Annotated in this window: 23 protein-coding genes and 1 tRNA gene; 5 read left to right on the top strand and 19 right to left on the bottom strand. The window is 66.4% G+C overall.

Going from position 1 to position 24,501, the window contains the following annotated elements; translation table 11 throughout:
- Positions 1–21 precede the first annotated feature (21 nt).
- From AC1DF4_RS03535 to argS, 19 genes are all read right to left on the bottom strand, one after another.
- Positions 22–846, bottom strand: a complete 825-nt coding sequence (locus AC1DF4_RS03535) for a F0F1 ATP synthase subunit delta (protein ID WP_476911550.1) — start codon at positions 844–846, stop codon at positions 22–24.
- Complete coding sequence (locus tag AC1DF4_RS03530) at positions 846–1,394, bottom strand: F0F1 ATP synthase subunit B (RefSeq protein WP_443197442.1); 549 nt, start codon at positions 1,392–1,394, stop codon at positions 846–848. The genes AC1DF4_RS03535 and AC1DF4_RS03530 overlap by 1 nt, the downstream gene beginning before the upstream one ends.
- A gap of 58 nt (positions 1,395–1,452) precedes the next feature.
- Positions 1,453–1,656, bottom strand: a complete 204-nt coding sequence (atpE, locus tag AC1DF4_RS03525; protein ID WP_009356484.1) for an ATP synthase F0 subunit C — start codon at positions 1,654–1,656, stop codon at positions 1,453–1,455.
- Positions 1,657–1,734: 78 nt separating this feature from the next.
- Positions 1,735–2,535 (bottom strand): F0F1 ATP synthase subunit A, encoded by an 801-nt coding sequence (gene atpB, locus AC1DF4_RS03520; protein ID WP_476911549.1) that lies wholly within the window; start codon positions 2,533–2,535, stop codon positions 1,735–1,737.
- Between the two features lie 91 nt (positions 2,536–2,626).
- Positions 2,627–2,956: a hypothetical protein gene (locus AC1DF4_RS03515; protein ID WP_476911548.1), complete on the bottom strand. Its 330-nt coding sequence runs from the start codon at positions 2,954–2,956 to the stop codon at positions 2,627–2,629.
- Complete coding sequence (locus tag AC1DF4_RS03510) at positions 2,949–3,434, bottom strand: hypothetical protein (protein ID WP_476911547.1); 486 nt, start codon at positions 3,432–3,434, stop codon at positions 2,949–2,951. The genes AC1DF4_RS03515 and AC1DF4_RS03510 overlap by 8 nt, the downstream gene beginning before the upstream one ends.
- Positions 3,435–3,555: 121 nt before the next feature.
- Positions 3,556–4,581: an MraY family glycosyltransferase gene (locus tag AC1DF4_RS03505; protein ID WP_476911546.1), complete on the bottom strand. Its 1,026-nt coding sequence runs from the start codon at positions 4,579–4,581 to the stop codon at positions 3,556–3,558.
- Entirely contained in the window at positions 4,578–6,452 is a 1,875-nt protein-coding gene (locus AC1DF4_RS03500; protein ID WP_476911545.1) for a polysaccharide biosynthesis protein, read from the bottom strand. Before AC1DF4_RS03500 ends, AC1DF4_RS03505 begins: the two co-directional genes overlap by 4 nt.
- 174 nt (positions 6,453–6,626) lie before the next feature.
- Complete coding sequence (locus tag AC1DF4_RS03495; RefSeq protein ID WP_476911544.1) at positions 6,627–7,583, bottom strand: glycosyltransferase; 957 nt, start codon at positions 7,581–7,583, stop codon at positions 6,627–6,629.
- A gap of 1 nt (position 7,584) precedes the next feature.
- A complete protein-coding gene (locus tag AC1DF4_RS03490; RefSeq protein WP_476911543.1) occupies positions 7,585–8,499 on the bottom strand; it encodes a glycosyltransferase in 915 nt (304 codons plus the stop codon).
- 1 nt (position 8,500) lies between these two features.
- Positions 8,501–9,235 carry an L-threonylcarbamoyladenylate synthase gene (locus tag AC1DF4_RS03485; RefSeq protein ID WP_476911542.1) on the bottom strand — a complete coding sequence of 245 codons (735 nt, stop codon included), beginning with the start codon at positions 9,233–9,235 and terminating at the stop codon, positions 8,501–8,503.
- A 42-nt stretch (positions 9,236–9,277) separates the two neighbouring features.
- Complete coding sequence (prmC, locus tag AC1DF4_RS03480) at positions 9,278–10,162, bottom strand: peptide chain release factor N(5)-glutamine methyltransferase (RefSeq protein WP_476911541.1); 885 nt, start codon at positions 10,160–10,162, stop codon at positions 9,278–9,280.
- Between the two features lie 15 nt (positions 10,163–10,177).
- The gene (prfA, locus tag AC1DF4_RS03475) at positions 10,178–11,242 is read right to left on the bottom strand and encodes a peptide chain release factor 1 (RefSeq protein ID WP_476911540.1); all 1,065 of its coding nucleotides are present in this window, start codon (positions 11,240–11,242) and stop codon (positions 10,178–10,180) included.
- Between the two features lie 30 nt (positions 11,243–11,272).
- Complete coding sequence (gene rho, locus AC1DF4_RS03470; RefSeq protein ID WP_476911539.1) at positions 11,273–13,411, bottom strand: transcription termination factor Rho; 2,139 nt, start codon at positions 13,409–13,411, stop codon at positions 11,273–11,275.
- Between the two features lie 328 nt (positions 13,412–13,739).
- Complete coding sequence (gene thrB, locus AC1DF4_RS03465; protein ID WP_476911538.1) at positions 13,740–14,726, bottom strand: homoserine kinase; 987 nt, start codon at positions 14,724–14,726, stop codon at positions 13,740–13,742.
- A 2-nt stretch (positions 14,727–14,728) separates the two neighbouring features.
- On the bottom strand, positions 14,729–15,835 hold the full coding sequence (gene thrC / locus AC1DF4_RS03460; RefSeq protein WP_476911537.1) for a threonine synthase: 1,107 nt from the start codon (positions 15,833–15,835) through the stop codon (positions 14,729–14,731).
- Positions 15,836–17,158 (bottom strand): homoserine dehydrogenase, encoded by a 1,323-nt coding sequence (locus tag AC1DF4_RS03455; RefSeq protein WP_476911536.1) that lies wholly within the window; start codon positions 17,156–17,158, stop codon positions 15,836–15,838. It lies immediately after the preceding gene.
- The gene (gene lysA / locus AC1DF4_RS03450; RefSeq protein ID WP_476911535.1) at positions 17,159–18,646 is read right to left on the bottom strand and encodes a diaminopimelate decarboxylase; all 1,488 of its coding nucleotides are present in this window, start codon (positions 18,644–18,646) and stop codon (positions 17,159–17,161) included.
- Positions 18,647–18,651: 5 nt separating this feature from the next.
- A complete protein-coding gene (gene argS, locus AC1DF4_RS03445; protein WP_476911534.1) occupies positions 18,652–20,316 on the bottom strand; it encodes an arginine--tRNA ligase in 1,665 nt (554 codons plus the stop codon).
- A 245-nt stretch (positions 20,317–20,561) separates the two neighbouring features.
- Between argS and AC1DF4_RS03440 the strand changes: the two genes are divergently transcribed.
- The 5 genes from AC1DF4_RS03440 (at position 20,562) to yidC (ending at position 24,499) form a co-directional block, all read left to right on the top strand.
- On the top strand, positions 20,562–20,999 hold the full coding sequence (locus AC1DF4_RS03440) for an FMN-binding protein (protein WP_476911533.1): 438 nt from the start codon (positions 20,562–20,564) through the stop codon (positions 20,997–20,999).
- 40 nt (positions 21,000–21,039) lie between these two features.
- Positions 21,040–21,912, top strand: coding sequence for an FAD:protein FMN transferase (locus tag AC1DF4_RS03435; RefSeq protein WP_476911632.1), 873 nt, complete (start codon positions 21,040–21,042; stop codon positions 21,910–21,912).
- Positions 21,909–23,441, top strand: a complete 1,533-nt coding sequence (locus AC1DF4_RS03430; protein ID WP_476911532.1) for an FAD-dependent oxidoreductase — start codon at positions 21,909–21,911, stop codon at positions 23,439–23,441. The genes AC1DF4_RS03435 and AC1DF4_RS03430 overlap by 4 nt, the downstream gene beginning before the upstream one ends.
- A 78-nt stretch (positions 23,442–23,519) precedes the next feature.
- Positions 23,520–23,592, top strand: a tRNA-Arg gene (locus tag AC1DF4_RS03425).
- A gap of 106 nt (positions 23,593–23,698) precedes the next feature.
- The gene (gene yidC, locus AC1DF4_RS03420; RefSeq protein WP_476911531.1) at positions 23,699–24,499 is read left to right on the top strand and encodes a membrane protein insertase YidC; all 801 of its coding nucleotides are present in this window, start codon (positions 23,699–23,701) and stop codon (positions 24,497–24,499) included.
- The last annotated feature ends 2 nt before the right edge of the window (positions 24,500–24,501 follow it).

Genomic DNA, 24,501 nt, shown 5'->3' with positions numbered 1-24,501 from the left:
AAGTTGTGCTTGTCCGGCTGGCTAGGCAAGCTGACGGTGAAGCTGGCCCAGGCGGGCGAGGACCGAAGCGTCTACCACTTCGTCACCAACCTGGATCCGGACGCCACCGATCAGCGCAGGATCAACGTTCATGTTGATCTTGAGCTCGCGCCCGTAGAGGGCATTCAGCCCCGCCTGCAGGCGGCTGGTCTGTGTCTCCGTCAGCTGACGGGTGACACTGACCGTTGCAATCCAGCGCTGCTGGCGCTTGGCTGCCAGCTCGGCGAAACGACGCACAAGCTTGGTCACCTTGAGCCCGCGCGGCTGCGATACTGCCTGTCCGATAAGGACTTTCGCTTCTTCGCTGGCACTGGGCACGAGCTTTTCGGCGAGGACAACCTTGGCAGCGGGGCTGGCCTGCGGTTCGGACAGAGCACGCTGTACCTCGTGGTTGGACTCCACAGCCTGGTTGAAGGAGAACAGATCGTTCTCCAGCGCTTCCAGCCCGGTGATTCCTGAGGCAGAGACGGCAGACTTGTTCTCAGCAACGGCGATGACCACCGAAGCGGCAAGAGTCTCGAGTGCATCGCCGATATCCCGGGCGGATGCCCAGCGTGAGCCGGCCAGTCCGCTCGCGATTTCCACAGCATCCGCGGAGACTTTCCCGCTGAAGAGCTGCTTGATAAGCGCCGACTTTTCGTCACCGGAGCGGGACGGGTCAGTCAGGGCGCGGCGCAAGCCAGCCGAGCTGTCCACCGTTCCCAGGATTCCGAAGAGTTCCTTAGCCAACTGCAGCGAGGCAGAAGGAAGCTTGGCTTCCAGCGCCACCAGGGCTGCGGTCAGCGATTCGCTCGATACACCTGCCATTACTTAGCTGCACCTGCGTTCTGGTTCTCCAGATCTGCCAGGAAACGGTCAACCACACGGGCCGAACGCGCGTCGTCCTCGAGGGACTCACCGACGATGCGGCCTGCCAGCGTTGTGGCAAGCGTGCCCACCTCCGTGCGGAGCGACACAACGGCCGCCTGACGCTCGGACTGGATCGCAGCGTGTGCCTGAGCCGTGATGCGGGCAGACTCTGCAGCTGCCTTCTCCTTCAGGTCCGCGAGGATCTGAGCGCCTTCGGCACGGGCTTCCTCGCGGATGCGGTTGGCCTCGGCACGGGCATCGGTGAGCTGCTGCTTGTACTCTTCGAGTGCAGCAGAAGCCTCTGCCTGGGCCTTTTCAGCCTTGGCGATGCCGCCTTCAATGGCCTCCGCACGCTCCGCGAAGGTCTTCTCGAACATCGGGACAACGTACTTGACCACGATGAACATGAGAACAGCGAAGCCGGCGAAGACGACAAGCATTTCCCAGGGATTGGGAACCAGAGGGTTGGCGCCCTCTGTGGCGGCTGAGATGATCAGCTGATTCATAATTCACCCGTCCTTATCTACTCGGTTCTGGATGTTCGCTTAGTTCTAAAGTTCGAAACTAGAGAACGAAGGCGAAGACCAGGCCGAGGATGGCGAGGGCTTCAGTCAGCGCGAGGCCGAGGAATGCGATCGGCTGGAGAACACGCTGTGCCTCCGGCTGACGTGCGACGCCGTTGATGTAAGCGGCGAACACGAGACCAACACCGATACCACCGCCGATTGCGGACAGACCGTAACCTACGAGGTTGAGATTGCCTTCCATTTTTTTCCTTTCAAGATGCCATCTATGTGGCAGGTTGTTTGGTGTACTTCATCCCCAGAGGGGAAGATTTTGGGGTGCCTAGTGGCTGTCCGCGTGCAGCGCGCCTTCGATGTAGATCGCGGTCAGAAGGGTGAACACGTACGCCTGCAGGACCATAATCAACGCTTCCAGCATGTACATGGCGATCGCCCCGCCAAGGACGAGAACCGAAGTGCCCTTCAGCAGGAGGTTCTCCTGCGTGACGAGGTACTCGATGCCGGAACCGGCGATCATCACGATCAGGTGACCGGCCAGCATGGTGGCGAACAGACGGAGGCTGTGCGTGACCGGGCGGACCAGGAAGTTGGAGATAATCTCGATCGGAATCACGATCGGAAGAATGTAGCCCGGGACTCCGGACGGCACGGTGGCCAGCTTGAAGTACTTCAGGCCGTTCTTCTTGACGCCGATAACGATCCAGGTGACATACACGATTCCGGCCATCACGTAGGCGCCGCCGACATGCGAGAAGGTGGGAAGCTGGATCAACGGAATGGCGCCGTAGATGTTGTTCACCAGGATGAAGAAAAACAGGCTGAACAGCAGCGGGACGTACTTCATGAAGTCTTTGCCGCCGATGATGTCCTTGCCGATGCCGTTGCGGACGAAGCCGTAGGCGGCTTCACCTGCAAACTGCAGCCTGCCGGGGACGAGCTGACCCTTGCGGGCAGCCATCAGAAAGAATGCGGCGATAATAACGACCGAAAGGATTACCAGCAGCATCTGCTTGGAGAATCCGTCGGCCGCCCCCCACGGCACGATTGCCGGCAGGTGGATTTCTTCAATTCCAGGAGGCGTAAAAGTTCCTGAATCTTGGGCCGGGAGCGCAAGCGCGATCAACGCGTTTCCTCTCTGCAGTGTCCATCATTGGGCGTTGGTAGGGAAAAGGCGGCGTTGTTGCCGGCCTCTCCCCCTGTGAAATTATTTGGCATTACTGATCCTCGTCCTTGGACGGGCCACGTGCAGCATTGTCCCCGCCGGCGGAATTATCCGGGCTGGTGAGGCCGTGCATATGAGAAAGATAGAACCCTCCCGCGGCTCCCAGCAGGGCGCCTGCGAGCACAATCCAGCGGGTTCCCCACAGATTATCCAGACCCCACCCTATCAAACTCCAGACGAGGATTCCGCCAACAATGTAGCTGAAGACGGCGATGCCGGCGTTGTATCCGCCGTCGCGGCCGTTGTCCGAAACTCCGGGGGCTCCGGCGGTGCTTTCAGGGGTTCCGGGCTTGTTCTTCTGCCGGTCTTTGCGGCTAAACATCGGTGCCGCCTTCCGGGGTTTCTGGGTCGTTATAGAGCTGCAGCCGTGCCTTGCTGAAACCATAGATCTCGGCGGCCTGCCACAGGACCACGGTCACGACGGCGCCGGCCAGGAACCAGCGCCCGTTCAGCCACTCCGGGCTGCCGATCGCGAACAGCACCACCGCAAAGCCGACGACCTTGATGAAGTACGTGGCAGCGAACAGGCCGATGGCACCGGAAGAATGGTTCCGGCCGCCGAAGTGTCCGACTAGGAGGCTGATCGCGAAGAAGGCGATTACCAGCACCCCGCCGAAGAGGGAGGACAGCGCGGCAGCTGTGCCGTCGAGCAGCAGTGCCGCCAGGCTGGTCAGCAGCAGGGCGCCGCCGCCAACGGCCGAACTAATGGCCAGCAGGCGCAGCCACAAGGATTTTGTGGGACCTGAGACACCAACGGGTCCGGCGCCGGGCGTTCGTCCGGGTTCGGCGTTGGAGGTCATGTGATCCCAATCGTCGAGGTGTTGGTTGCTGGTCAGATGTCGCGGGGTCAACCCGCCCCTGAATTCTACACGAGATAGAACATGCAGTTGTCCGGTGCGTCATCTGGCGCCGTTGTGGTGTCTAGGACGCCGGCACCCGGGTGACCTTCTTCCGCCGCCGGAGGTGCCGGATGAGGTCCGGAGAGGCAAGGTAGAGCGCCAGCACGGCCAGGCTTCCGGCCACGCAGAGCACCACCATGGGCAGTGGTGCTGTGGCCGCGATGAACCCAAGGACGATCACTGCGGCCGTGCATACCGAGACGGTGCCGGCCGACTGCAGGTGCGAGAAGCCGACGTCGGTCAGCCGCTGGTACACGTGCTCGCGGTGGGACGCGTACCACCGTTCACCCGCGTTGATCCGGCGCAGCAGGGTGTATCCGGTGTCGGCCAGGTAGACGAGGATCGGGGACAGGACGTATTCCACGTAGACGCCGCTCAGGAACCCCGCCACCGCCAGGGCAGCAACCGAGGCGCCGAGCAGGTAGCTGCCGACGTCGCCCAGGAATACGGAGCCCCGGGAGAGGTTCCACGGCAGGAATCCCAGGAAGGCCATGGCCAGTACAGCGCCGCCGGCGGTCAGCCATGGCTGTCCGGCCAGCGCTCCCGCCAGCGCATACGCGGTGCCTGCGAGGATTCCGTGGAAACTGGAAATACCGTTGATGCCGTCCATGAAGTTGGCAATGTTGATATAGGCGGCAATGGCCAGCGCGGCCAGCGGCAGCCACCAGAAGGACTGGCCGGTGAGGACCAGCAGGGCCGTGGACCCGGCAGCCCCGATCCCCAGCTGCGCGGCGGCGCGGCCACGGATGGAGAGACCCCGGAGGTCTTCGATCCAGCCCACTCCCGCGCTCGCGACGATGATCGCCAGGACCACAAGGAAGACCGACCGGTCCACTGTCACCGCCCCCAGAAGGACGGCGGCCGCGTATCCGATGCCCGTGGCCAGGGACACGGCCACCCCCATGCCGCGGATGGTGGTCCGGGCGTGGGACGACCTGGCCGAGGGAACGTCGACGACGCCCATCTTGACCAGCCACGGCTTGACCGCGAACGGAAGCAGGATGCTGGCGAGCAGGGTGATGCCGGCGGCGAGGTAGACGGGCATCATGACGCCGCCCTGATGCTCTCGCCCGGTTCATCCGCCTCGTCGTCAGGGATGGACTCGATGTCCAGGCCCTGCTCCGCCTCACAGCGGGCGAGCCAGACATCAAGGTCCAGCCCGTCCGGGTCCTGCTCGTGGGCCCGGGTGTGTGAAATCTTCGGATGCAGGGGGCGCTCGTCCAGCTCGCCCGTCCCCACGAGTTCCTCATGGAGCTTCTCTCCGGGACGGAGTCCGGTGTAGATGATGTCTACCTTCTTGCCGGACATCGCGATCATGCGCTGGGCGACGTCCAGGATCCTGACCGGTTCCCCCATGTCAAGAATCATGACCTCGCCTCCGCGTCCGATAGCGCCGGCCTGGATGACCAACTGGCAGGCCTCCGGGATCGTCATGAAGAAGCGGGTGACCTCGGGGTCCGTCACCGTCACGGGTCCGCCGACGCGGATCTGTTCCGTGAAGAGCGGCAGCATCGAGCCGCGGCTTCCCATCACGTTGCCGAACCGGACGGAGACGAATTTGCGGCCGGTCTGGCCCGCCATCCAGGCGGCCAGCTTTTCGGCGACGCGCTTGGAGTGGCCCAGCGCTGTCGTCGGATTTGCTGCCTTGTCGGTGGAGATGTTCACGAAGTGTGAAACGCCGGTGCGTTCGGCCGCGCGCAGCACGTTCAGGGTGCCCAGGACGTTGGTCTTCCAGGCCTCGACCGGATACTGCTGCAGGAGCGGTGCGTGCTTGAGGGCGGCAGCGTGGAACACTACCTCCGGGCGGCGGTCCTCGAAAATATCCTGGAGGGCGGCCCCGTCGCGGATGCTGGCCAGGACCGTGTCGCGCCCGGCGAGCAGTCCCCGGCCGGTGATGGAAATCTGGGTTTGCTGCAGCCCTGTTTCGTCATGGTCAAGCATGATCAGTTCCGCCGGAGCGAACTGGACGATCTGCCGGCACAGCTCGGAGCCGATGGAGCCGCCGGCGCCCGTGACCAGGACGCGTTTGCCCTTGATATAGCCCGCAATCTCGTCAACCGTGATGTCCACCGGCCGCCGCCCGATCAGGTCCTCGACCGCCACGTCGCGGAAATCGGAGAAACCTTCGGGCGCCCCCCGGCCGAGCATGTCGCGCAGCGGGGGAAGGACCAGCACCCTGACATTCAGTCCGGCGACGGCGTCGGAAATCCGCCGGACCACGGACGCCTCCACGTTGGCGAAGGCCAGCACCAGCACGGAGGCGCGGGTACGGCGGATGAGGGCCGGCAGGTCATCGCCGCGGCCCAGGACCTGGACGCCGGAGAGCCGCAGGTGCTTCTTGGTGGGGTCGTCGTCGATCAGCCCTACCGGGAAATACGGCGAATCGGCGTCCTGCAGCATGCGCGTCAGCAGGGAGTTGCCGAGGAAGCCCGCACCATAGATCAGGGTGTTCTGGGCGCCCTCGCCGGGGCGGTTCTTGCCCTCAACGTAGAGCCTCTTGGCGTAGCGGGCTGCCCCCATAAAGAGGCAGGCGAACGGGAACGCGATGAGCCCGACGCTGCGGCCGATCCCGATGGTTTCATAGAGCACCAGCAGGCTCAGCGTGATGGAGGCTGCCACAATCACGGTGACGAAGACGAGGGCCTTGGCCTCCTGGAAACTGCCGAAGGGGTACCTGCCGCGGTACAGTGCCAGCGCGTACCCGGCCGCGGCCTGCACAACGATGGCGATGGCCATGATGATGATGGCGCTGACCAGCTGTTCTTCGCGGATGCCCATCTCGTAGCGCAGCAGCAGGGCCAGGATGATCGCCACGACCCACGACATCGAGTCGAGGAAAAGCTGGATCCAGATCCAGAGCGGGGGCTTCTTCTCGTCCAGTGCTGCGGCGGGTTCGCGCGCTTCAGATTTCGTAGTCAACAGAGATTGCAACCGACTTCCACTACCACGGCGGCCATGCGCCTGTTTCAAAAATTACCCGCCGTGCAACTGTCGGACAGCACCCGGGTCTCCCACGATACTAATCGCTATCGGGCTGGAAACCGGGGTCCGTGACGGTCACGAGGGGCTGGTCCAGCCTGATCCGTGCCGGAGTCAGGCCTGATCCGGGGCCGTCCCGGAGGGCACCGGCGGCATCGGCTGCCAGCTGCGGTCGGCGAGGATGCCGCGCGATTCGCGCCATCCCTGCCACAGGGCACCGGCCCCCTTGATGCTGCGTTCAACCAGCACCAGGCGCACGATTTCCTTCAGGTAGGTCAGTACGGTCCCGGCGCCGAATCCGAGCCGGTGGTATTTGCCATGAGCGCGCAGGTACTGCGCCACGTGGCCCCGGTTCCGCATCACGTAGCGGCGGCTCAGGTCGGAAGAATCGTTGAGGTGGCGCACGCCCAGGTCCACCTGGCGCTGGGCCCGGACCTTCTTGATGACAAAGGCGTTCACGTAGACCACCGGCGTCTGCTGCGCGGCAAGCCAGCCGTAGATCAGGTCATCCCAGGTGATGAAGAACCGCGGGTCGGGCAGCCCGATGGTCCGGGCCAACGACGCTTTGATCAGCATGCCCTCGAAATTTCCGACGTTCGTGGGGAAGACCTGGGATGTTCGGAACACGTCGCCGCGGACGGGCAGGAAGACGCCCAGCGCCTCAACAAAATGGTGCTGCCAGAAGAACGGCTTGCCGGCGGCGTCGTAGCGCCGGCCGATCATGCAGGAGTACTCCGGCGTGAACTCATCGAGCGCCTCAACGGCCCCCGGGAGCACCTCGACGTCGTCGTCCATTAGCCACAGCCACTCTGCGCCGGCGCCGAGGGCAAGGTCAACGCCGCGGGAAAAGCCGCCGGAGCCGCCCACATTCGCGGGCAGCCGTTCATACTGGATGGGCAGCCCGCCGGCGGTCATGGCGCGCGAGACGACGTCGGCGGTGTGGTCCGTGCTGGCGTTGTCCACCACCACGATCCGGTCCGGCCGGGTGGTCAGGCGGCTGAAGGAATCGAGCAGATTCTGCAGGAAGTCGGCACGGTTGTACGTGACGACGACGGCAAACAGGTTCTTCACATCAGGCCTGGCGGTTGGTGGACATAAGCCGGGCGGGTGAGCCGAAGCCCTTTCCGCGGAAGCCGGTGGAATAGGCCCCGAACCAGTGCGCCAGGCCTTTGAGGTCCCCGTTCTTCAGGAAGTAGTAGGGGAAACCGACGATGTCCGCGCCAAACCAGCGCAGGTTCCGGTATTTCCGGGTGAGGTAGCCGCGGTTGCGGAAGTAGCAGTACCGCTTGAACTCCCCCTCGGGGATGACCGGGGTGATGAATCCGCCGAAGACGGGCTTCATCTCGGTCCATGTGGCGGGGTGCTGCACCGCGACGGTGGCAAGCGTGCCGTACTTCAGGCCGGCCTTCTTCACGCGCGACAGGAAATCGACTTCATCGCCGCGGATGAAGAACTTCACGTCGGGGATTCCGATCTTGTAGAAGACCTCGGTGCGGATCAGGGCGCCATTGAAGAAGTGCACCATGTCCGGGAGGTAGCCCATAGGCGCCAGACGCGAGCGGTCGTTGGTCAACAGTCCGTTGATACGGAAGTTGAACGAGAGCCGGTTGGGGTCGGCGGTGGCGGCGACGAGCGGGCTCACGATGTCGAGCTGGTGCTCCTCCGCGGTCTTGAGCAGTTCGGCGAGGCAACTTGCATCCTCGGGGTGGCCGTCGTCGTCCATCATCCAGATCCACTCCGCGCCGCTGGCCATGGCGGCCAGGATTGCGTAGGCGAATCCCCCGGCGCCGCCGAGGTTCGCTTCGGAGCGCAGGTAGTTGATGTTGTCCCCGCCGGCGCTGACGACCTCCGTCGCCGGGACGGTGCCCGAGTCCACGAGCGCGATCGAGTGGATGGGGGCGGTCTGTTCGGCCAGGCCTTTGAGGAGGAGGGTGAGTTCCTCATGGCGGTCAAAGGTTACTGCCGCGACGGCGACTTTGGGCTGCATGTCAGTTCCTCGGGGAATCGTCGACGGCGGTTGCACTATCTTCGGGGGTTGCGGGGGTCTCGACGGCGGCAGGCTCCTCGCCGACGCCCAGCACGCCAGGGACAATCTCACGGAGCCGTTCCAGGCTGATGGCGCCCTGGCGGACCACCCTCAGCGGCACGGCGGTGCCGTCAACGATGGTGGACGGCAGGGCGTCGGCGCCCTCGGCCGGGCGGTGCCCGCCTTCGAGGTAGACCTCCACCGACTCGGCGAGCTGGGCCTCGGCGTCGGCCGCGGTCTGCGCCGCCGGCTGGCCCGTGCGGTTCGCCGAGGAGACGGCCAGCGGCCCGGTCAGCGTGAGCAGGTCCTGGGCGACGTCGTCGGCCGGGATCCGCAGGGCGACGGTGCCCTTGGTTTCGCCGAGGTCCCAGTCGAGGGACGGCTGGGCATGCAGGATCAGGGTCAGTCCGCCGGGCCAGAACGCCTCGGCCAGGCGACGGGCCTCGGCCGGGACATCGGTGGCGAGGCCGTCGAGGGCATTGAGCCGCGGAATGAGGACGGGCGGCGGCATCTTGCGGCTGCGGCCTTTCGACGCGAGCAACAAGGTCACGGCCAGGGGGGAGAACGCATCGGCGGCGATCCCGTACACGGTGTCCGTCGGGAAGACCACACACTTGTGCTCCCTGATGGCCCGCTGCGCATGTTCGAGTCCCGCAGCGCGTTCCTCGGCTGCCGTGCAATCGTAGCTAGTCGTCACTGGCCTATTCTTTCATCACGTCGGGTAGTGCCCGGGCCACCGTCAGGCAGCCGGGGCGGCGAGGACGGCGCTGGTGGCCCGGTCCTTGCCGTTGAGGTCGCGGTGGGTGGTTACCCCGGTCCACAGCCCGGACCGCTCCAGCATGGCGGCGATCCATTCGGCCTGGACTTCGGCGTGCTCCATCACGAAGTAGCCTCCGGGGACCAGCAGCCGGGCCGCCGAGGCCGCCGCCGCCGTCGGAAGCTCCATGCCGTCCGCTCCCCCGCCGTACAGCGCCTCGGGCGGATCGTGCAGCGCTACTTCGGGTTCGTTGGGGATGGCTTCGGCGGGGATGTAGGGAGGATTGGAGACGACGACGTCGAAGGTTCCGTTGTGCGCGGGCAAGGCATCGCGCAGGTCACCGAGAATGAGGTGGACGCCGAGGGGCAGGAGGTTTTTGGCGGCCCAGGCGTGCGCAAACTCGCTGAATTCGACGGCGTGGACCTCCGCACCGGGGACTTCGTGGGCGATCGAACCGGCGATGGCCCCCGAGCCCGTGCCAAGGTCCACAACTTTGGGATGCGACGTGCCCTGCAACCGGCCCGTGTCTTTGAGCCAGTCCAGCACGAGCTGCACCACGGATTCCGTTTCCGGCCGGGGAATGAATACCCCCGGTCCCACGGCGAGTTCGAGGTAGCGGAAATGCGCGACGCCGGTGATGTGCTGCAGCGGAATACGCCGGGCCCGCTCCGCGACAAGCTCCCCATAGCCCTCCGGTGCCGGGGTGTCCCCCAGCAGCAGCGCGCGCAGCCTGCCAAGCCCGACGCCAAGCAGGTGCTCGGCCAGGAGTTCGGCGTCGACCCGGGGACTCGGGACGCCGGCGGCGGCCAGGGCGGCGGTGGCCTCGCGGACCGCGTCCGCGAGGCTCAGGCCGTTGCCTTCTGTCATCAAGACGGGGCCGGACTAGTCGCCGATGGCGTCGAGGCGGGCCTGTTCGTCCATCTCGATGGCCGACTGGATGACCGGCTCCAGGTCGCCGTTCATGACCTGGTCCAGGTTGTACGCCTTGTAGCCGGTGCGGTGGTCCGCGATCCGGTTTTCCGGGTAGTTGTAGGTGCGGATGCGCTCGGAGCGGTCCATGGTGCGGATCTGCGACTTGCGCTGGGCCGAGTTTTCGGCGTCGATCTGCTCCTGCTGGTGCGCCAGGATGCGGGCGCGGAGGACGCGCATGCCGGCTTCGCGGTTCTGCAGCTGCGACTTCTCATTCTGCATGGCCACCACGATGCCGGTGGGAAGGTGGGTGATCCGAACGGCGGAGTCGGTGGTGTTCACGGACTGGCCGCCGGGGCCGGAGGAACGGTAGACGTCGATCTTCAGGTCGTTCTGGTTGATCTCGAGCTCTTCGGGCTCGTCGACTTCCGGAAGCACCAGCACGCCGGCAGCCGACGTGTGGATGCGGCCCTGGGATTCCGTCACGGGAACGCGCTGCACACGGTGCACTCCGCCCTCGAACTTGAGCCGGGCGTAGACGCCCTCGGCGGGATCGTTCGAGCTGCCCTTGATGGCCACCTGGACGTCCTTGTAGCCGCCGAGGTCCGATTCGTTGGCGGAAATCATTTCGGTCTTCCAGCCGCGGGATTCCGCGTACCGGGTGTACATCCGCAGCAGGTCGGCCGCGAACAGGGCAGCCTCGTCGCCGCCTTCACCGCCCTTGACCTCCAGGATCACGTTGCGGGCATCGTCCGGATCCCGCGGGATCAGCAGCCGGCGAAGCTTCGCCGCAGCCGTCTCCAGCGATTCCTCCAGCTCCGGCACCTCCGCGGCAAACTCCGGGTCCTCGTCCGCCATCTCCTTGGCAGCCGCCAGGTCATCCTGGATGCCGTGCCAAGCGTGGTACGCCTCGACAATGCCGTTCAGCTGGGCAGAACGCCGCCCCAGCTTCCGGGCAAGCTTCTGGTCAGCATAAACAGCAGGATCTGCTGACGTACGCAGTACGTCAGCAGCAACGCGAAGGGGCGGGGCCGGCAAAAATATGCGACGGCCCCACCCCTAACTCAGCTATTTGTCGTTATCGGACTTCGCACCAAGCGTCGTCTTCTGCACCTGCATGAGGAACTCGACGTTGCTCTGGGTCTCCCGGATCTTGTTGGTCAGCAGCTCAAGGCTCTGCTGCGTCTCAAGGCCGGAGAGGACGCGGCGCAGCTTCCACATGATCTTGACTTCCTCGGGGGAAAGCAGGTTCTCTTCGCGGCGGGTACCGGACGCGTTGACGTCCACGGCCGGGAAGATGCGCTTGTCCGCGAGCTGGCGGGACAGGCGCAGTTCCATGTTGCCGGTGCCCTTGAACTCTTCGAAGATGACCTCGTCCATCTTGGAACCGGTCTCAACGAGCGCGGTGGCCAGGATGGTGAGCGAGCCGCCGTTTTCGATGTTGCGGGCTGCACCGAAGAAGCGCTTCGGCGGGTACAGAGCGGCGGAGTCGACGCCACCGGACAGGATCCGGCCGGAAGCCGGTGCGGCCAGGTTGTAGGCACGGCCCAGGCGGGTCATGGAGTCGAGGAGCACCACAACGTCCATGCCCATTTCCACGAGGCGCTTCGCGCGTTCGATGGAGAGCTCGGCCACGGTGGTGTGGTCGTCGGCGGGACGGTCGAAGGTGGAGGCAATGACCTCACCCTTGACGGTGCGCTGCATGTCCGTGACTTCTTCGGGACGTTCGTCAACGAGCACCATCATGAGGTGGACCTCAGGATTGTTGGTGGTGATGGCGTTGGCGATGGACTGCAGGATGAGCGTCTTGCCGGCCTTCGGCGGCGAAACGATCAGGCCACGCTGGCCCTTGCCGATCGGGGCAACCAGGTCGATGACGCGGGGGCCGATCTTCTTCGGGTCCGTCTCGAGGCGCAGGCGCTCGGAGGGGTACAGCGGGACGAGCTTCGCGAATTCGACGCGGTCCTTGAGTTCCTCGGGGGTCTTGCCGTTGACCGAGGTGACGCGGACCAGGGCGTTGAACTTCTGGCGGGCGGACTGCTGGCTGCGGTCTTCGCCTTCACGCGGGGCGCGGATGGCACCGACGACGGCGTCGCCCTTGCGCAGGTTGTACTTCTTGACCTGGGCGAGGGACACGTAGACGTCGTTCGGACCGGGCAGGTAGCCGGAGGTGCGGATGAACGCGTAGTTCTCCAGCACGTCGAGGATGCCTGCGACGGGCAGCAGGACGTCATCCTCGGTGACCTCGACGTCGTCGACGTCCGGTCCCTGCTGACGCCCGCGGCGGCGGTCGTTGCGGTCGCGGAAGCGGTCGTTGCGTGAGGTGTTGTCGCGGCTGTCCTGCCCGCCGGAGCGGTCGGGACGGTCATTGCGGTCGTTGCGGTCGCGCCGGTTGCGGCGGTTCCGGCGGCTGCCGCCGTCGCTGTCGTCATTGTCGCGCGTGTTGTCGCGGTTGCCTGCATTGTCACGGCTGCCGGCAGCCTCGTCGCGGCCGCCGCGGGTGCGGGTGTTCTCACGGCGCTGGCCGTCTTCGCTGCCCTGTTCAGCCTGGCGCTGCTCGGTGCGCTGTTCAGCCTGGCGCTGCTCGGCCGGAGCCTCGACAGCCGGCGCGGTGCCCTGGGCCGCGCCTTGGGCAGTGCCCTGACCTCCGGTCGGCTCGGCGGCTTCGCCGCGGCGGCGGTTGCGGGTGCGGGGCTGGCGGGTGCGGTCGCTGCCTTCAGTAGCGGAGGCGGCTGAACCGGCCTCGGCAGGGCCGGTCTCGGCGGAAGCCGCGGGGGCTTCGGTTGCCGGAGCGGCAGCGGGTGCTTCGGCGGCGGGAGTCGTGATGACACCGTCGCTGCCGGCGCGGCGGCTACGGCCACGTCCACGGGCCCGCGGGTTTTCCTGGGCCGGGGCCTCGGAATCGGCGGCGGGTGCAGCAGCCGGAGCCGCGGACTGGGAGACGGTGCCGTTGTCGGTCGCCTTTTCAGCAGCGCGGGCCGGAGCCTTGCTCACGGGAGTGCCGGCGCGGTGGGCGGAAATGGCGGTCACAAGATCGCCCTTCCGCATCCGGGAACCGCCGGAGATCCCCAGCTGGCTGGCAAGAGCCTGAAGCTGGGCGAGCTTGAGGCCGGCGAGGCCGCTGCTCTTGGCGGGTGCTGCCGTTGACGATCCGGCAGCAGAAGATGATGTTTCCACAGCTGAAGACAGCTCAGTGGTTTCGGTCACGAAGGATCCTTCCCCCTCGACGGCGTCCAGGCTAGGAGCTGGACGCGATGATTTTGATCCGGGCTGCAGTTCAGATCTGCAGCCGCGATTTTTCGGCCCTGCCGGATGGATATTGGCCAGCACGGCCGGATACTGCATTCACCTGGCGCGTTCCGGAAAATGAGGAACGGCGGGCTGACTTTTCAGGGAGGCAGAGATAGTTTCTGCGGATTCCTGCGTCAGACCGAAAGCAGGTGGCACCGGAAAATATTGCGCAGTGAAAGATGAGAGAGGCAACTAGGCCAACATCGCGGTCTTATGAACGGTATTTTACTTACCGCCTGCGTGATTACCGCCGGTGCACTTCCACTTTAGCACCTTCAACGTCCACAGCCAGCTTCATCACACGCCAGCCCACCTCCGGCGTGTTGCCGGACGTGAAGGAGCCGATAAACCCGACGGCGGCCTCCGCCTGGGCCTCCCCGTTGGCTAGGACCAGCACGGTGGGACCGGCACCGGAGACGACGGCGGCGAAGCCTGCGCGCCGCAGGGCAGCGATCAGGTCGGCGCTGGGCCGCATGGCCTCGGCGCGGTAGCTCTGGTGCAGGTAGTCCTCGGTGCCGGCCAGCAGGAATTCCGGCTTCTGCGTCAGCGCGTGGATCAGCAGGGCCGCACGCCCCGAATTCATGGCCGCAGCGTGGTGGCCTACCGAGGCGGGCAGGAGAGCCCGCGCCGCTTCGGTGGACAATTCAAAGTCCGGCACGGCGACCACCGGGATGACCGTGGCGGCCACAGCGGCGCAGGTGCTGCTGTACTGGTCACTGTCCTGCCATGACAGCGCCAGTCCGCCGAAAATCGCGGGTGCGACGTTGTCCGGGTGGCCTTCCATCTCACTGGTGAGCTGCAGGACCCAGTCCTTGTCCTGGCGGAACGGCTCCGGAACCAGGGCGTTGGCAGCGGTCACGGCCGCAACCACGGCACAGGCGGAGGAGCCAAGGCCCCGGCCGTGGGGATTGATGTTGTCGGCGGTGATCCTCAAACCCTCGTGCCGGAAGCCGAGGCGGTGCAGGGCCTCGGTGATCGCCCTGACCACCAGATGGCTGGCGTCGCGGGGCAGGGATTCCGCGCCCTCCCCACTGAGTTCGAACTCCAGCTCTCCGCTGTCCAGGGTTTCCACCGTCAGGGTGTCGAACAGCGTCAGCGCCAGGCCGAGGCTGTCATACCCGGGTCCAAGGTTCGCGCTCGTGGCCGGCACGCGGACCGTCACGAGCTGCCCGGCCGGAACCGCCGGGGTGTCGGCGGCGGACTCGGCCGGGATGGTGAGGGTGGTTTCCACGGCTACTTTTCTTCCAGGCCCAGGGCTGTGGCCACGGTGACCACGTCGTTCGAGACCTTGACCGGCTGCACTTCGCTGCCGTCCTCGGTGCGGAGCGCCCACTGCGGATCCTTGAGGCCATGGCCGGTGACAGTGATGACGATGGTCTTGCCGGCCGGCACTTCGCCGGCGGCGTGCTTCTTGATCAGCCCGGCGACGCCGGCAGCGGAGCCCGGTTCGACGAAGACGCCCTCACGGGCGGACAGCCAGCGGTGGGCGGACAGGATTTCCTCGTCGGTCACGGCCTCGATCACACCTCCGGACTCGTCGCGCGCAGCGATGGCGGTCTCCCAGGACGCGGGGTTTCCGATCCGGATGGCGGTCGCGATCGTGTCGGGTTCCGTGATCGGGTGGCCGGCGACGAACGGTGCCGCACCGGCGGCCTGGAAGCCCCACATGACCGGGGTCCTGGTGGAGACTGCGGCGAGCGTGCCGGCGGTGACGGATTCGAAGGGCGCACAGTATTCCTTGTAGCCCTTCCAGTACGCGGTGATGTTTCCCGCGTTGCCGACCGGGAGCACGTGGAAGTCCGGGGCGTCACCGAGCCAGTCGACCACTTCGAACGCGCCGGTCTTCTGGCCCTCGATCCGGGCGGGGTTAACCGAGTTGACCAGGAACACCGGGTAGGACTCACCCAGCTTGCGGGCGATGTCGAGGCAGTCGTCGAAGTTGCCGTCGACCTGCAGCAGGGTGGCGCCGTGCGCGATCGCCTGGCTGAGCTTGCCCATGGAGATCTTGCCTTCGGGCACCAGCACGACGCACTTGAGCCCTGCCGCGGTGGCGTACGCGGCGGCGGACGCGGAGGTGTTGCCCGTGGAGGCGCACACGACGGCCTTGGCGCCGGCGGCAACGGCGGCCGTCATGGCCATGGTCATGCCGCGGTCCTTGAAGGAGCCGGTCGGGTTCATCCCCTCGACCTTGAGGTAGACATCGCTGCCGGTGAGCGCGGAGAGCTGCTGGGCGTGGACGAGCGGGGTGCCGCCCTCCCCCAGGGTGATGACCGTCGTCTCCTCGGTGACAGGCAGACGTTCAGCGTATTCGCGGATGACGCCGCGCCATTGGTGAGCCACTTAGACTCCTTCTACCCGCAGTACGGATGTAACGGAATTGATGACGTCCAGGCCCTTGACGGCCTCGACGGTGGCTGCCAGTGCAGCCTCGCTTGCGCGGTGGGTCACGATCCGGAGTTCCGCTGATTCGATGTTGGAATCAGCATCGCGGTGGATGGTCTGCCGCATGATTTCGATGGAGACCGCGTGCTCGGCGAAGAGCCGGGCGATTTTTGCCAGCACACCGGGCTGGTCCGCGACGTCGAGGCCGATGTAGTAGCTGGTGACCGCGGAAGCGATGGGCAGCGCCAGGACCTGGCCCGTCGTCGTCTCGGCGCGGCCGGGGCCGCCGAGGACGATGCTGCGGGCAGCGGAGATGAGGTCGCCCATCACGGCGGAGGCGGTGGGTTTGCCGCCGGCGCCCTGGCCGTAGAACATCAGCTCGCCGGCGTTTTCGGCCTCGACGAAGACGGCGTTGAAGGCGCCGTGGACTGCAGCCAGCGGGTGCTCCCGCGGCAGCAGCGTCGGGTGCACGCGCACGGAGACGCCGGTGTTGCCGTCGGCATCGGACTCACTCAACTTTTCGGCGATTGCCAGCAGCTTGATGACAAACCCGGCGTCCTTCGCCGCGGCGATGTCGGCGGCGGTGACGGAGCTGATGCCCTCGCAGTGCACATCGTCCAGGGAGAAGCGGGTGTGGAAGGACAGCGAGGCAAGGATCGCGGCCTTGGACGCGGCGTCGTGGCCCTCGACGTCGGCGGTGGGGTCGGCCTCCGCGTAGCCCAGGCGCTGGGCCTCGGCCAGGGCGTCGGAGAACTGGGCCCCGGTGGAATCCATCTGGTCCAGGATGAAGTTGGTGGTGCCGTTGACGATGCCGAGCACCCGGGTGATCCGGTCGCCGGAGAGGCTGTCCCGGATGGGCCGCAGGATGGGGATCGCGCCGGCCACGGCGGCCTCGTAGGACAGCTGCACGCCGGCCTTGTCCGCTTCCTCGTGGAGGGTGGGGCCGTCCTTGGCAACGAGCGCCTTGTTGCCGGTGACCACGCAGGCACCGTTCCGCATGGCAGCCAGGATCAGGGTCCGGGCGGGTTCGATTCCGCCCATCAGCTCGATCACCAGGTCGGCGTCCTTGACCAGGGTCTCCGCGTCGGTGGTGAACAGCTCCCGCGGCAGCTCGACCTCGCGGGGGGCGTCGATGTTGCGGACGGCGATGCCGGCCAGCTCCAGGCGGGCACCGGCACGCGACGCCAGCATGTCGGCGTCGTCGAGGAGAATCCGCGCAACCTGGGCCCCGACGTTGCCACAGCCCAGCAGGGCTACTTTCAGGGTTCGCAATTCGGTCATTCAGACTCCCATGTCGCGGTTGAGCAGATCTTCTTCGGTTTCCCCGCGGACAATGAGCCGGGCAGATCCGTCGCGCACTGCGACTACGCCCGGCCGGGCCAGATAGTTGTAGTTGCTTGACAGGGCCCAGCAGTAGGCGCCGGTACCCGGTACAGCGAGCAGATCACCGGCTGCCACGTCCTCGGGCAGATATACATCTCTAACAACTATGTCGCCGCTCTCGCAATGTTTGCCCACTACGCGGGACAACTCCGGGACCGCGTCCGACGTCCGTGAGGCCAGAATTGCCGAGTAATCCGCGTCGTACAGCACCGGACGCGGGTTGTCGCTCATTCCGCCGTCGACCGACACATACCGGCGCGGGTACGTAACGTCTTTCTCCGCTTTTTCGCCCGGGGCGTCGACCCGGACGGTCTTGAGCGTGCCAACTTCATAGAGCGTGAACGTGGTGCTGCCGACGATCGCACGGCCCGGTTCGATCGAAATCCGCGGGGCGGAGATCCCCAGTTCAGCGCATTTGGAGCGGACGACGGCGGCCATCGCCTGGGCGATTTCGGCGGCCGGGCGCGGGGTGTCCACCGGTGTGTAGGCGATGCCGTAGCCGCCGCCGAGGTCGAGTTCGGGGAGCACGATCGAGTACTTGGCCTGCATCGCGGCGAGGAAGTCCAGCAGTTTCTCCGCGGCGAGGGCGAAGCCGTCCGGTTCGAAGATCTGCGAGCCGATGTGGCAGTGCAGGCCCAGCAGTTCGATGCTGGCGTAGCCGGACGCGGCTGCCACGGCTTCCTCCGCTGCGGACAGGCCGGCCTGCTGTGTGGAGTCCTCCGCCATGGAGAGGCCGAACTTCTGGTCCTCGTGGGCCGTGGCGATGAACTCGTGGGTGTGGGCGTGGACTCCCGGGGTCAGCCGCAGCATGACCTTGGCGGTTTCGCCGCGGTTGGCGGCGATCGCAGCGACGCGCTCGAGCTCGGCGAGGCTGTCCACGACGATCCGGCCCAGTTTCATGTCCAGCGCCCGGTGGATCTCGCCGTCGGACTTGTTGTTGCCGTGCAGCGCGACGTCGGCGCCGGGGATCCCGGCGCGGGCGGCGACGGCGAGTTCCCCGCCGGAGGCCGTGTCCAGCCGCAGGCCCTCTTCCTCGACCCAGCGGACCACTGCGGTGCACAGGAAGGATTTGCCGGCGTAGTAGACGTCCACTCCCCCGCAGATGTCGGCGAAGGCATCATTGAAGGCGTCGGAGAAGGCGCGTGCCCGGGCCCGGAAGTCGTTCTCGCTCAGGACAAACAGGGGCGTGCCGAACTGGCGCTGGAGCTCGCTGACGGAGATGCCGTCAATGGCGAGTTCGCCGGCGTCGTTGCGTTCGACGCCGCCGGCCCACAGCGGCTCGTGCAGGGCATTGAGGTCGGCGGGAACCTGCAGCCACTCCGGTGCGAGCGGGGAGGCTGCGCCGGCCGGGTTCAACGGGGCAGGGTTGGACGGGCTCGTGGTCATGGCGGTTACATCCGTTCCGGCGCCGAGACGCCCAGCAGTTCCAGTCCGTTGGCCAGCACCTGGCTCGTGGCGTCGTTGAGCCACAGCCGGGTGCGGTTGAGGTCGGTGATCGGCTCGTCGCCCTGCGGGGCCACGCGGCACGCGTCGTACCAGCGGTGGTAGGCGCCGGCGATGACCTCGAGGTGGCGGGCCACCCGGTGCGGCTCACGCAGTTCAGCAGCCTTGGCCACAATCGAGGGGTAGCTGCCCAGGTAGGAGAGCAGCTCGTTCTCGGTCGCGTGGTCCAGCAGCGACGCGTCGAAGCTGTCCTTGCCGTCCACACTGCGCTCCACCCCGGCGGCAACGGCATTGCGGGCGGTGCCGCGGGAACGGGCGTGCGCGTACTGGACATAGAAGACGGGGTTCTCGTTGCTGTGCTTCTTCAGCAGCTCCGGGTCCAGGGTCAGGGGCGAATCGGCGGGGAAGCGCGCCAGCGAGTAGCGGACCGCGTCCTTGCCCAGCCAGGAGATGAGGTCCTTGAGCTCGATGATGTTGCCTGCCCGCTTGGAGAGCTTGGCACCGTTGACGGAAACCAGCTGGCCGATCAGGACCTCGATGTTAACCTCGGGGTCGTCGCCGGCCGCGGCCGCGATCGCCTTGAGCCGGTTGATGTAACCGTGGTGGTCGGCGCCGAGCAGGTAGATCTTCTCGGTGTAGCCCCGGTCCTTCTTGGACAGGTAGTACGCGGCATCCGCGGCGAAGTACGTCGGCTCGCCGTTTGCGCGGATCATCACGCGGTCCTTGTCGTCACCGAAGTCGGTCGTACGCAGCCAGACTGCACCGCCGTCGTCGTAGACGTGGCCCTGTTCCCGGAGCCGCGCGACGGCGTCCTCGATCGCTCCGGCGTCGTGGAGTTCCTGCTCGGAGAAGTAGACATCGAATTCGACGCCGAACCCGGCGAGGGTGCTCTTGATGTCGTGCAGCTGCGCCTTGTACGCAGCGCCGCGGATCACCGGCAAGGCGGCGACGTCGGTCAGTTCGCGGATGTCCGGGTGCTGGGTCAGCACCTCGTGGCCAAGATCCGCGATGTACTCGCCGGGGTAGCCGCCTTCCGGGACGCCGCGGCCGTGCAGCCGCGAGAGCACGGAGTGGGCGAAGACGTTCATCTGCGATCCGGCGTCGTTGATGTAGTACTCCGCAGTGACGTCCGCGCCGGAAGCCCGGAGGACGCGGGCGATCGCGTCGCCCAGGGCGGCCCAGCGCGTGTGGCCGATGTGCAGCGGTCCGGTGGGGTTCGCGGAGACGAACTCCATGTTGACCGTGTGGCCCGCGAGCGCCGTGTTGGTGCCGTAGGCACGCCCCGCCTCGACGATGGCCTTGGCGAGGGCACCGGCGGCGGCGGCGTCAACGGTGATGTTCAGGAACCCCGGTCCTGCGATGTCGACGGCGGACACACCGTCGATGGTCTTCAGCCGGGCACTCAGGACGGAGGCGAACTCCCGGGGGTTGGTCCCCGCGGTTTTGGCCAGCTGCAGGGCGATGTTGGTGGCCCAGTCGCCGTGGTCCCGGTTCTTCGGCCGCTCAACGCGCACCTCATCCTGGACGTCGGATGCGGAAAGCCCGATTTCACCGGCGGCGACGGCGTCCTTCAGGCAGGCGGATATGGCGAGGGAGAGTTCTTCTGGGGTCACACTTCCAGCCTACCGGTGGCCCGCAGTGTGGCGGAATTTGGCGCCCGTCATGACAATCGGACCCTGCCTCCCGGCCCTCTGCCTGGCACCGCCGGAAAAACCACAGCTCACGGCGGCAGGATCACTGGGTGAACCACTACGCTGATTTACACGTCGTCATCGGAGTATCCGCTGCGGGCCACCCTGGTGGGCCACAGCGTTCCTTCACTCCCCACCCGATCGTTGCTAGAGAAATGAGCCGCTTTATGAACACCTCTCTCCGAAGAAGCGTTTTCGTCGGCATCGCCGGGCTTTCCCTGGCCGGCTCGGCGGCCGGCTGCGCGCCCGGGCAGGCTTCCAGCCCCCCGGCCACCAGCGCCGCACCGTCAGCCGCCGCGGGTGCCGGCACCTACAAGGACGGGACCTACAGCGCGGACGGCAACTACGTCTCGCCGAACGGCAACGAGACCGTGGGGGTGGAACTCACGCTCGCTGGCGGCGCCGTGACCGGAGTCAAGATCACGCCGCACCCGACCAACTCCAATACCCGGAAGTTCCAGGGCGAGTTCGCCGGCGGCATCCAGTCCCAGATCGTCGGCAAGAAGCTCGACGAGATCAAGGTCTCGAAGGTGGCAGGTTCATCACTGACGAGCGGCGGCTTCAACCAGGCCGTGGAAAAGATCAAGTCCGAGGCTGGGGCCTAGCAGCCACTCATAGCCGGCGATGAGCAAGCAGGAGGGAAACGTGCCGCATCCGGGCTGGTCGGGCTTCAGCTTCGACGGGATCGGTACCCGATGGGAGCTCTCGACACCGTCCCTGCTCTCCGGCGCGCTCTGCCGCCGGCTGCTGGACACCGTGGCTGACTACGACGCCGCCTGGTCCCGCTTCCGGCCGGACTCGCTGATCTCCGCAGCGGCCCGGCACCCGGGGCGCCATGAGCTGCCCGCAGGGGCGGGCGACCTGGGGGCCCTCTACGAAACCCTGTACCGGCTTACCGGCGGGGCCATGACCCCGCTCATCGGCGGCAGCCTGGAACAACTCGGCTATGACGCCAAATACTCCCTGCGCCCGGGCGGCCCGCCCCTGCCCGCCCCGCCCTGGGACGAGGTGCTTGACTGGCAGGGCAGCGTGCTGACCACCCGCGCCCCGGTGGTGATCGACGTCGGGGCCGCCGGAAAGGGACAACTGGCGGACCTGTTGTCGGGTGTCCTGCGCGAGGGCGGCGTCGAAGAGCACCTCATCGACGCGAGCGGCGACTTGCTCAACGCCGGGCCGTTGCCGGTCGACGTTGGCCTTGAGCATCCTTACGACCGGACCCGGGCCATTGGCATCGTCAGCCTCGGCGCCGGCGCGCTCTGCGCCTCCGCCGCCAACCGGCGCGTCTGGGGCGACGGGCTGCACCACGTGCTGGACGGCACCACCGGGGCGCCCGTGCGCACCGTCGTCGCCGGCTGGGCGATGGCGGCGAGCGCCATGGTGGCCGACGCGCTGGCAACGGCACTGTTCTTCGTCGACGGATCCCGGTTGCGGGAGGAGTTCGACTGTTCGTGGCTGACCGTCTACTCGGACGGCCATGCGGAGTATTCGGCCGATTTTGAAGGAGTGCTGTTCTCATGACCACCACCATCTCCACTCCCATCAGTTCGCGGCTGGACACGGCGCTGGGCCGATTCACCATGTACCGGCTGGTCCTCTGGGTCCTTGCTGTACTGGCCGGCTACAGCCTGCTGCTCAATGTGCTCGGCTGGCTGACGTTCGGCCTCCCGGAGATGATTGCCCACCTGATGCTCTGCCTCGGCCTGACGTACGTCTCCAACCGTGCCATTGCGGCCCTGTTCCATGTGCGTCCGCACTCGGAATCGTCATTGATCACTGGCCTGCTGCTCTATTTCCTTTTCTGGCCGACGCAGTTCTCGGCGGGGCTGCAGTACCTGGACCTTGCCGGCGTCGCCCTCGCCTGTGTGATCGCGTCGGCGTCCAAATACGCCCTGGCCTGGCGCGGCCGCCATATTTTCAATCCGGCGGCGGCCGGAGCGTTCATCACCGGGCTGACGGGACTCAATATCGCCACGTGGTGGGCCGCCACCCCCGCAATGCTCTGGCTCGTGCTGCCCGGGGTCCTGCTGGTCCTGTTTCGGGTCCGGAAGCTGCTGATGGCGGCCGTCTTCACAGTGGTGGCGGTGTCCATTGTTGCCGTGGAACTGCTGCCCACCGGCATGGCGCTGGGCGAGGCGCTCTGGCAGCCCATAGCCCAGCGCCCGGTGCTGTTCTTTGTCGGCTTCATGCTGACCGAGCCGCTCACCCTGCCGCCGCGCCGGTGGCAGCAGCTGGCGCTGGCCGCCGTCGTCGGACTGCTGTTCGCCGTCCCCTACAACCTGGGCTTCGTGGCAAACTCCCCCGAACTGGCGCTGCTCGTGGGGAACGCGCTCGCCTTCATCGCCGGCCAGCGCGGCCGCGTCCTGCTCCGCTTCCGCGGCTCCCGTCCGTTGACGCCGACGACGACGGAATTCAGCTTCCAGCCCGAGCGCCCGCTCCGCTTCGTGCCGGGACAGTACATCGAACTGAACCTGCCGCACGGGAAGGCCGACCATAAAGGCCGCCGCCGGGTGTTCAGCCTGACCAGTCCCCCGGGTGCGGCGGAGCTCACGATCGGAGTGGGGACTGCAGCGCCGCTGTCCACGGCCAAGCGGTCCCTCCTGGCCCTGAAAGCCGGCGACGAACTGACGGCCACCACGGTGGGCGGCGACTTCGTCCTGCCGCGGACTCCCGGAGCGCCGGTGCTGCTGATCGCGGCCGGCATCGGCATTACGCCGTATCTGGCACAGCTGTCCGGGAATGCCGGGGACCGGGACGTGGTCCTGCTGTACCTGGCCAGGAATGCCGGTGAACTCGCCTACGCCGAGGAACTCGAACGCACCGGTGCGCGGGTCATCGCCCGGCTTTCCGACGGCTCGGTACCGCCGGCGTTTATGCAGGATGCGGGTGCTGCCCGGATCGACGGCGCCTCGCTGAAAGAACTGGTTCCCGACGTCGCGGCCCGGGAGGTCTATGTGTCCGGTTCTCCGGCGAGCGTCCGTTCCCTCCGCGCCGCCGCCCGCCGGGCCGGGGCCCGCCGGATCCATGTCGACTCCTTCTCCGGGTACTGAGCGCGTCGATTTTCCCTTCGAGCCCCCCTTCCTGCTAAGCTCTAGGACGTCCCGCCGGTAACGGCAGGAACCCTGACTGCCCTCGTAGCTCAGGGGATAGAGCGTCTGCCTCCGGAGCAGAAGGTCGTTGGTTCGATTCCAATCGAGGGCACAGACAAGAACCCCTAGGATCCACTGGATTCTGGGGGTTCTTTCGTGTTGGCTGGCACTGTGTAAGTGCAAAGGCCGCGCTGCGGCCCTACGAACGGGGACATCGGATGGACTTCGGTGCAACGCTGCTGTTTCCGTTCCAGTGGCTGGTCTCGGCGATCTTGGTGGGACTCCACGACGGCCTGAGCATTATCGGCATGCCGGCGGCCAGCGGCTGGACCTGGACCCTGTCCATCATCGGCCTGGTGCTGGTCATCCGCGCCGCCCTGATTCCCGTCTCCCTGAAGCAGATCAGGGCACAGCGCCGCATGCGGCTCCTGCAGCCGGACCTGAAAAAACTTCAGGACAAGTACAACGGCAAGACCGACCCGCTCTCCCGGCAGGCCATGGCGCAGGAACAGATGGCGCTGTACAAGAAGCACGGCACGAACCCGTTCTCGGCGTGCCTTCCCCTGCTGGTCCAAGTGCCATTCTTCTTCGCGCTCTTCACCGTGCTGTCAGGCATCCCGACGGCGGCTGCCAAAGGCCAGGGCATCGGGGCGATGAGCGCGGAGCAGGTGGTGCAGTTCGGGGAGTCGAGCATCTTCGGCGCCCCGCTGTCGGCGTCCATGCTCCACGGCACCCCGCCGGGCGGCAGCGCGGTGGCCGTGTGGATCCTCTCGATCGTAATGATCCTCACCATGACGGCGGCGCAGTTCATCACCCAGAAGCACGTCATGGCCCGAAACATGTCCGCGGAGACCGTGGCGGGCCCTGTCATGCGGCAGCAAAAGGCGTTGCTCTACGCCTTGCCGCTGGTCTTCGGCGCCGGCGGCATCATCTTCCCGATCGGCGTTCTGATCTACTGGACCACGACGAATCTATGGACCATGGTGCAGCAATTCGTCCTCGACCCCCGGTCCCCGTAGGA

Source organism: Arthrobacter sp. 05N429, from assembly GCF_056397045.1.
This window is presented reverse-complemented; position numbering and strand designations above follow the sequence as displayed.

Coding starts and splice junctions, on each gene's coding strand:
- atpE (WP_009356484.1), bottom strand. CDS start 1,656: ATGGAAGGCAATCTCAACCTCGTAGGTTACGGTCTGTCCGCAATCGGC.
- AC1DF4_RS03535 (WP_476911550.1), bottom strand. CDS start 846: ATGGCAGGTGTATCGAGCGAATCGCTGACCGCAGCCCTGGTGGCGCTG.
- AC1DF4_RS03515 (WP_476911548.1), bottom strand. CDS start 2,956: ATGTTTAGCCGCAAAGACCGGCAGAAGAACAAGCCCGGAACCCCTGAA.
- AC1DF4_RS03510 (WP_476911547.1), bottom strand. CDS start 3,434: ATGACCTCCAACGCCGAACCCGGACGAACGCCCGGCGCCGGACCCGTT.
- AC1DF4_RS03505 (WP_476911546.1), bottom strand. CDS start 4,581: ATGATGCCCGTCTACCTCGCCGCCGGCATCACCCTGCTCGCCAGCATC.
- AC1DF4_RS03455 (WP_476911536.1), bottom strand. CDS start 17,158: ATGACCGAATTGCGAACCCTGAAAGTAGCCCTGCTGGGCTGTGGCAAC.
- AC1DF4_RS03490 (WP_476911543.1), bottom strand. CDS start 8,499: ATGCAGCCCAAAGTCGCCGTCGCGGCAGTAACCTTTGACCGCCATGAG.
- prmC (WP_476911541.1), bottom strand. CDS start 10,162: ATGACAGAAGGCAACGGCCTGAGCCTCGCGGACGCGGTCCGCGAGGCC.
- lysA (WP_476911535.1), bottom strand. CDS start 18,646: ATGACCACGAGCCCGTCCAACCCTGCCCCGTTGAACCCGGCCGGCGCA.
- AC1DF4_RS03440 (WP_476911533.1), top strand. CDS start 20,562: ATGAACACCTCTCTCCGAAGAAGCGTTTTCGTCGGCATCGCCGGGCTT.
- AC1DF4_RS03530 (WP_443197442.1), bottom strand. CDS start 1,394: ATGAATCAGCTGATCATCTCAGCCGCCACAGAGGGCGCCAACCCTCTG.
- yidC (WP_476911531.1), top strand. CDS start 23,699: ATGGACTTCGGTGCAACGCTGCTGTTTCCGTTCCAGTGGCTGGTCTCG.
- AC1DF4_RS03430 (WP_476911532.1), top strand. CDS start 21,909: ATGACCACCACCATCTCCACTCCCATCAGTTCGCGGCTGGACACGGCG.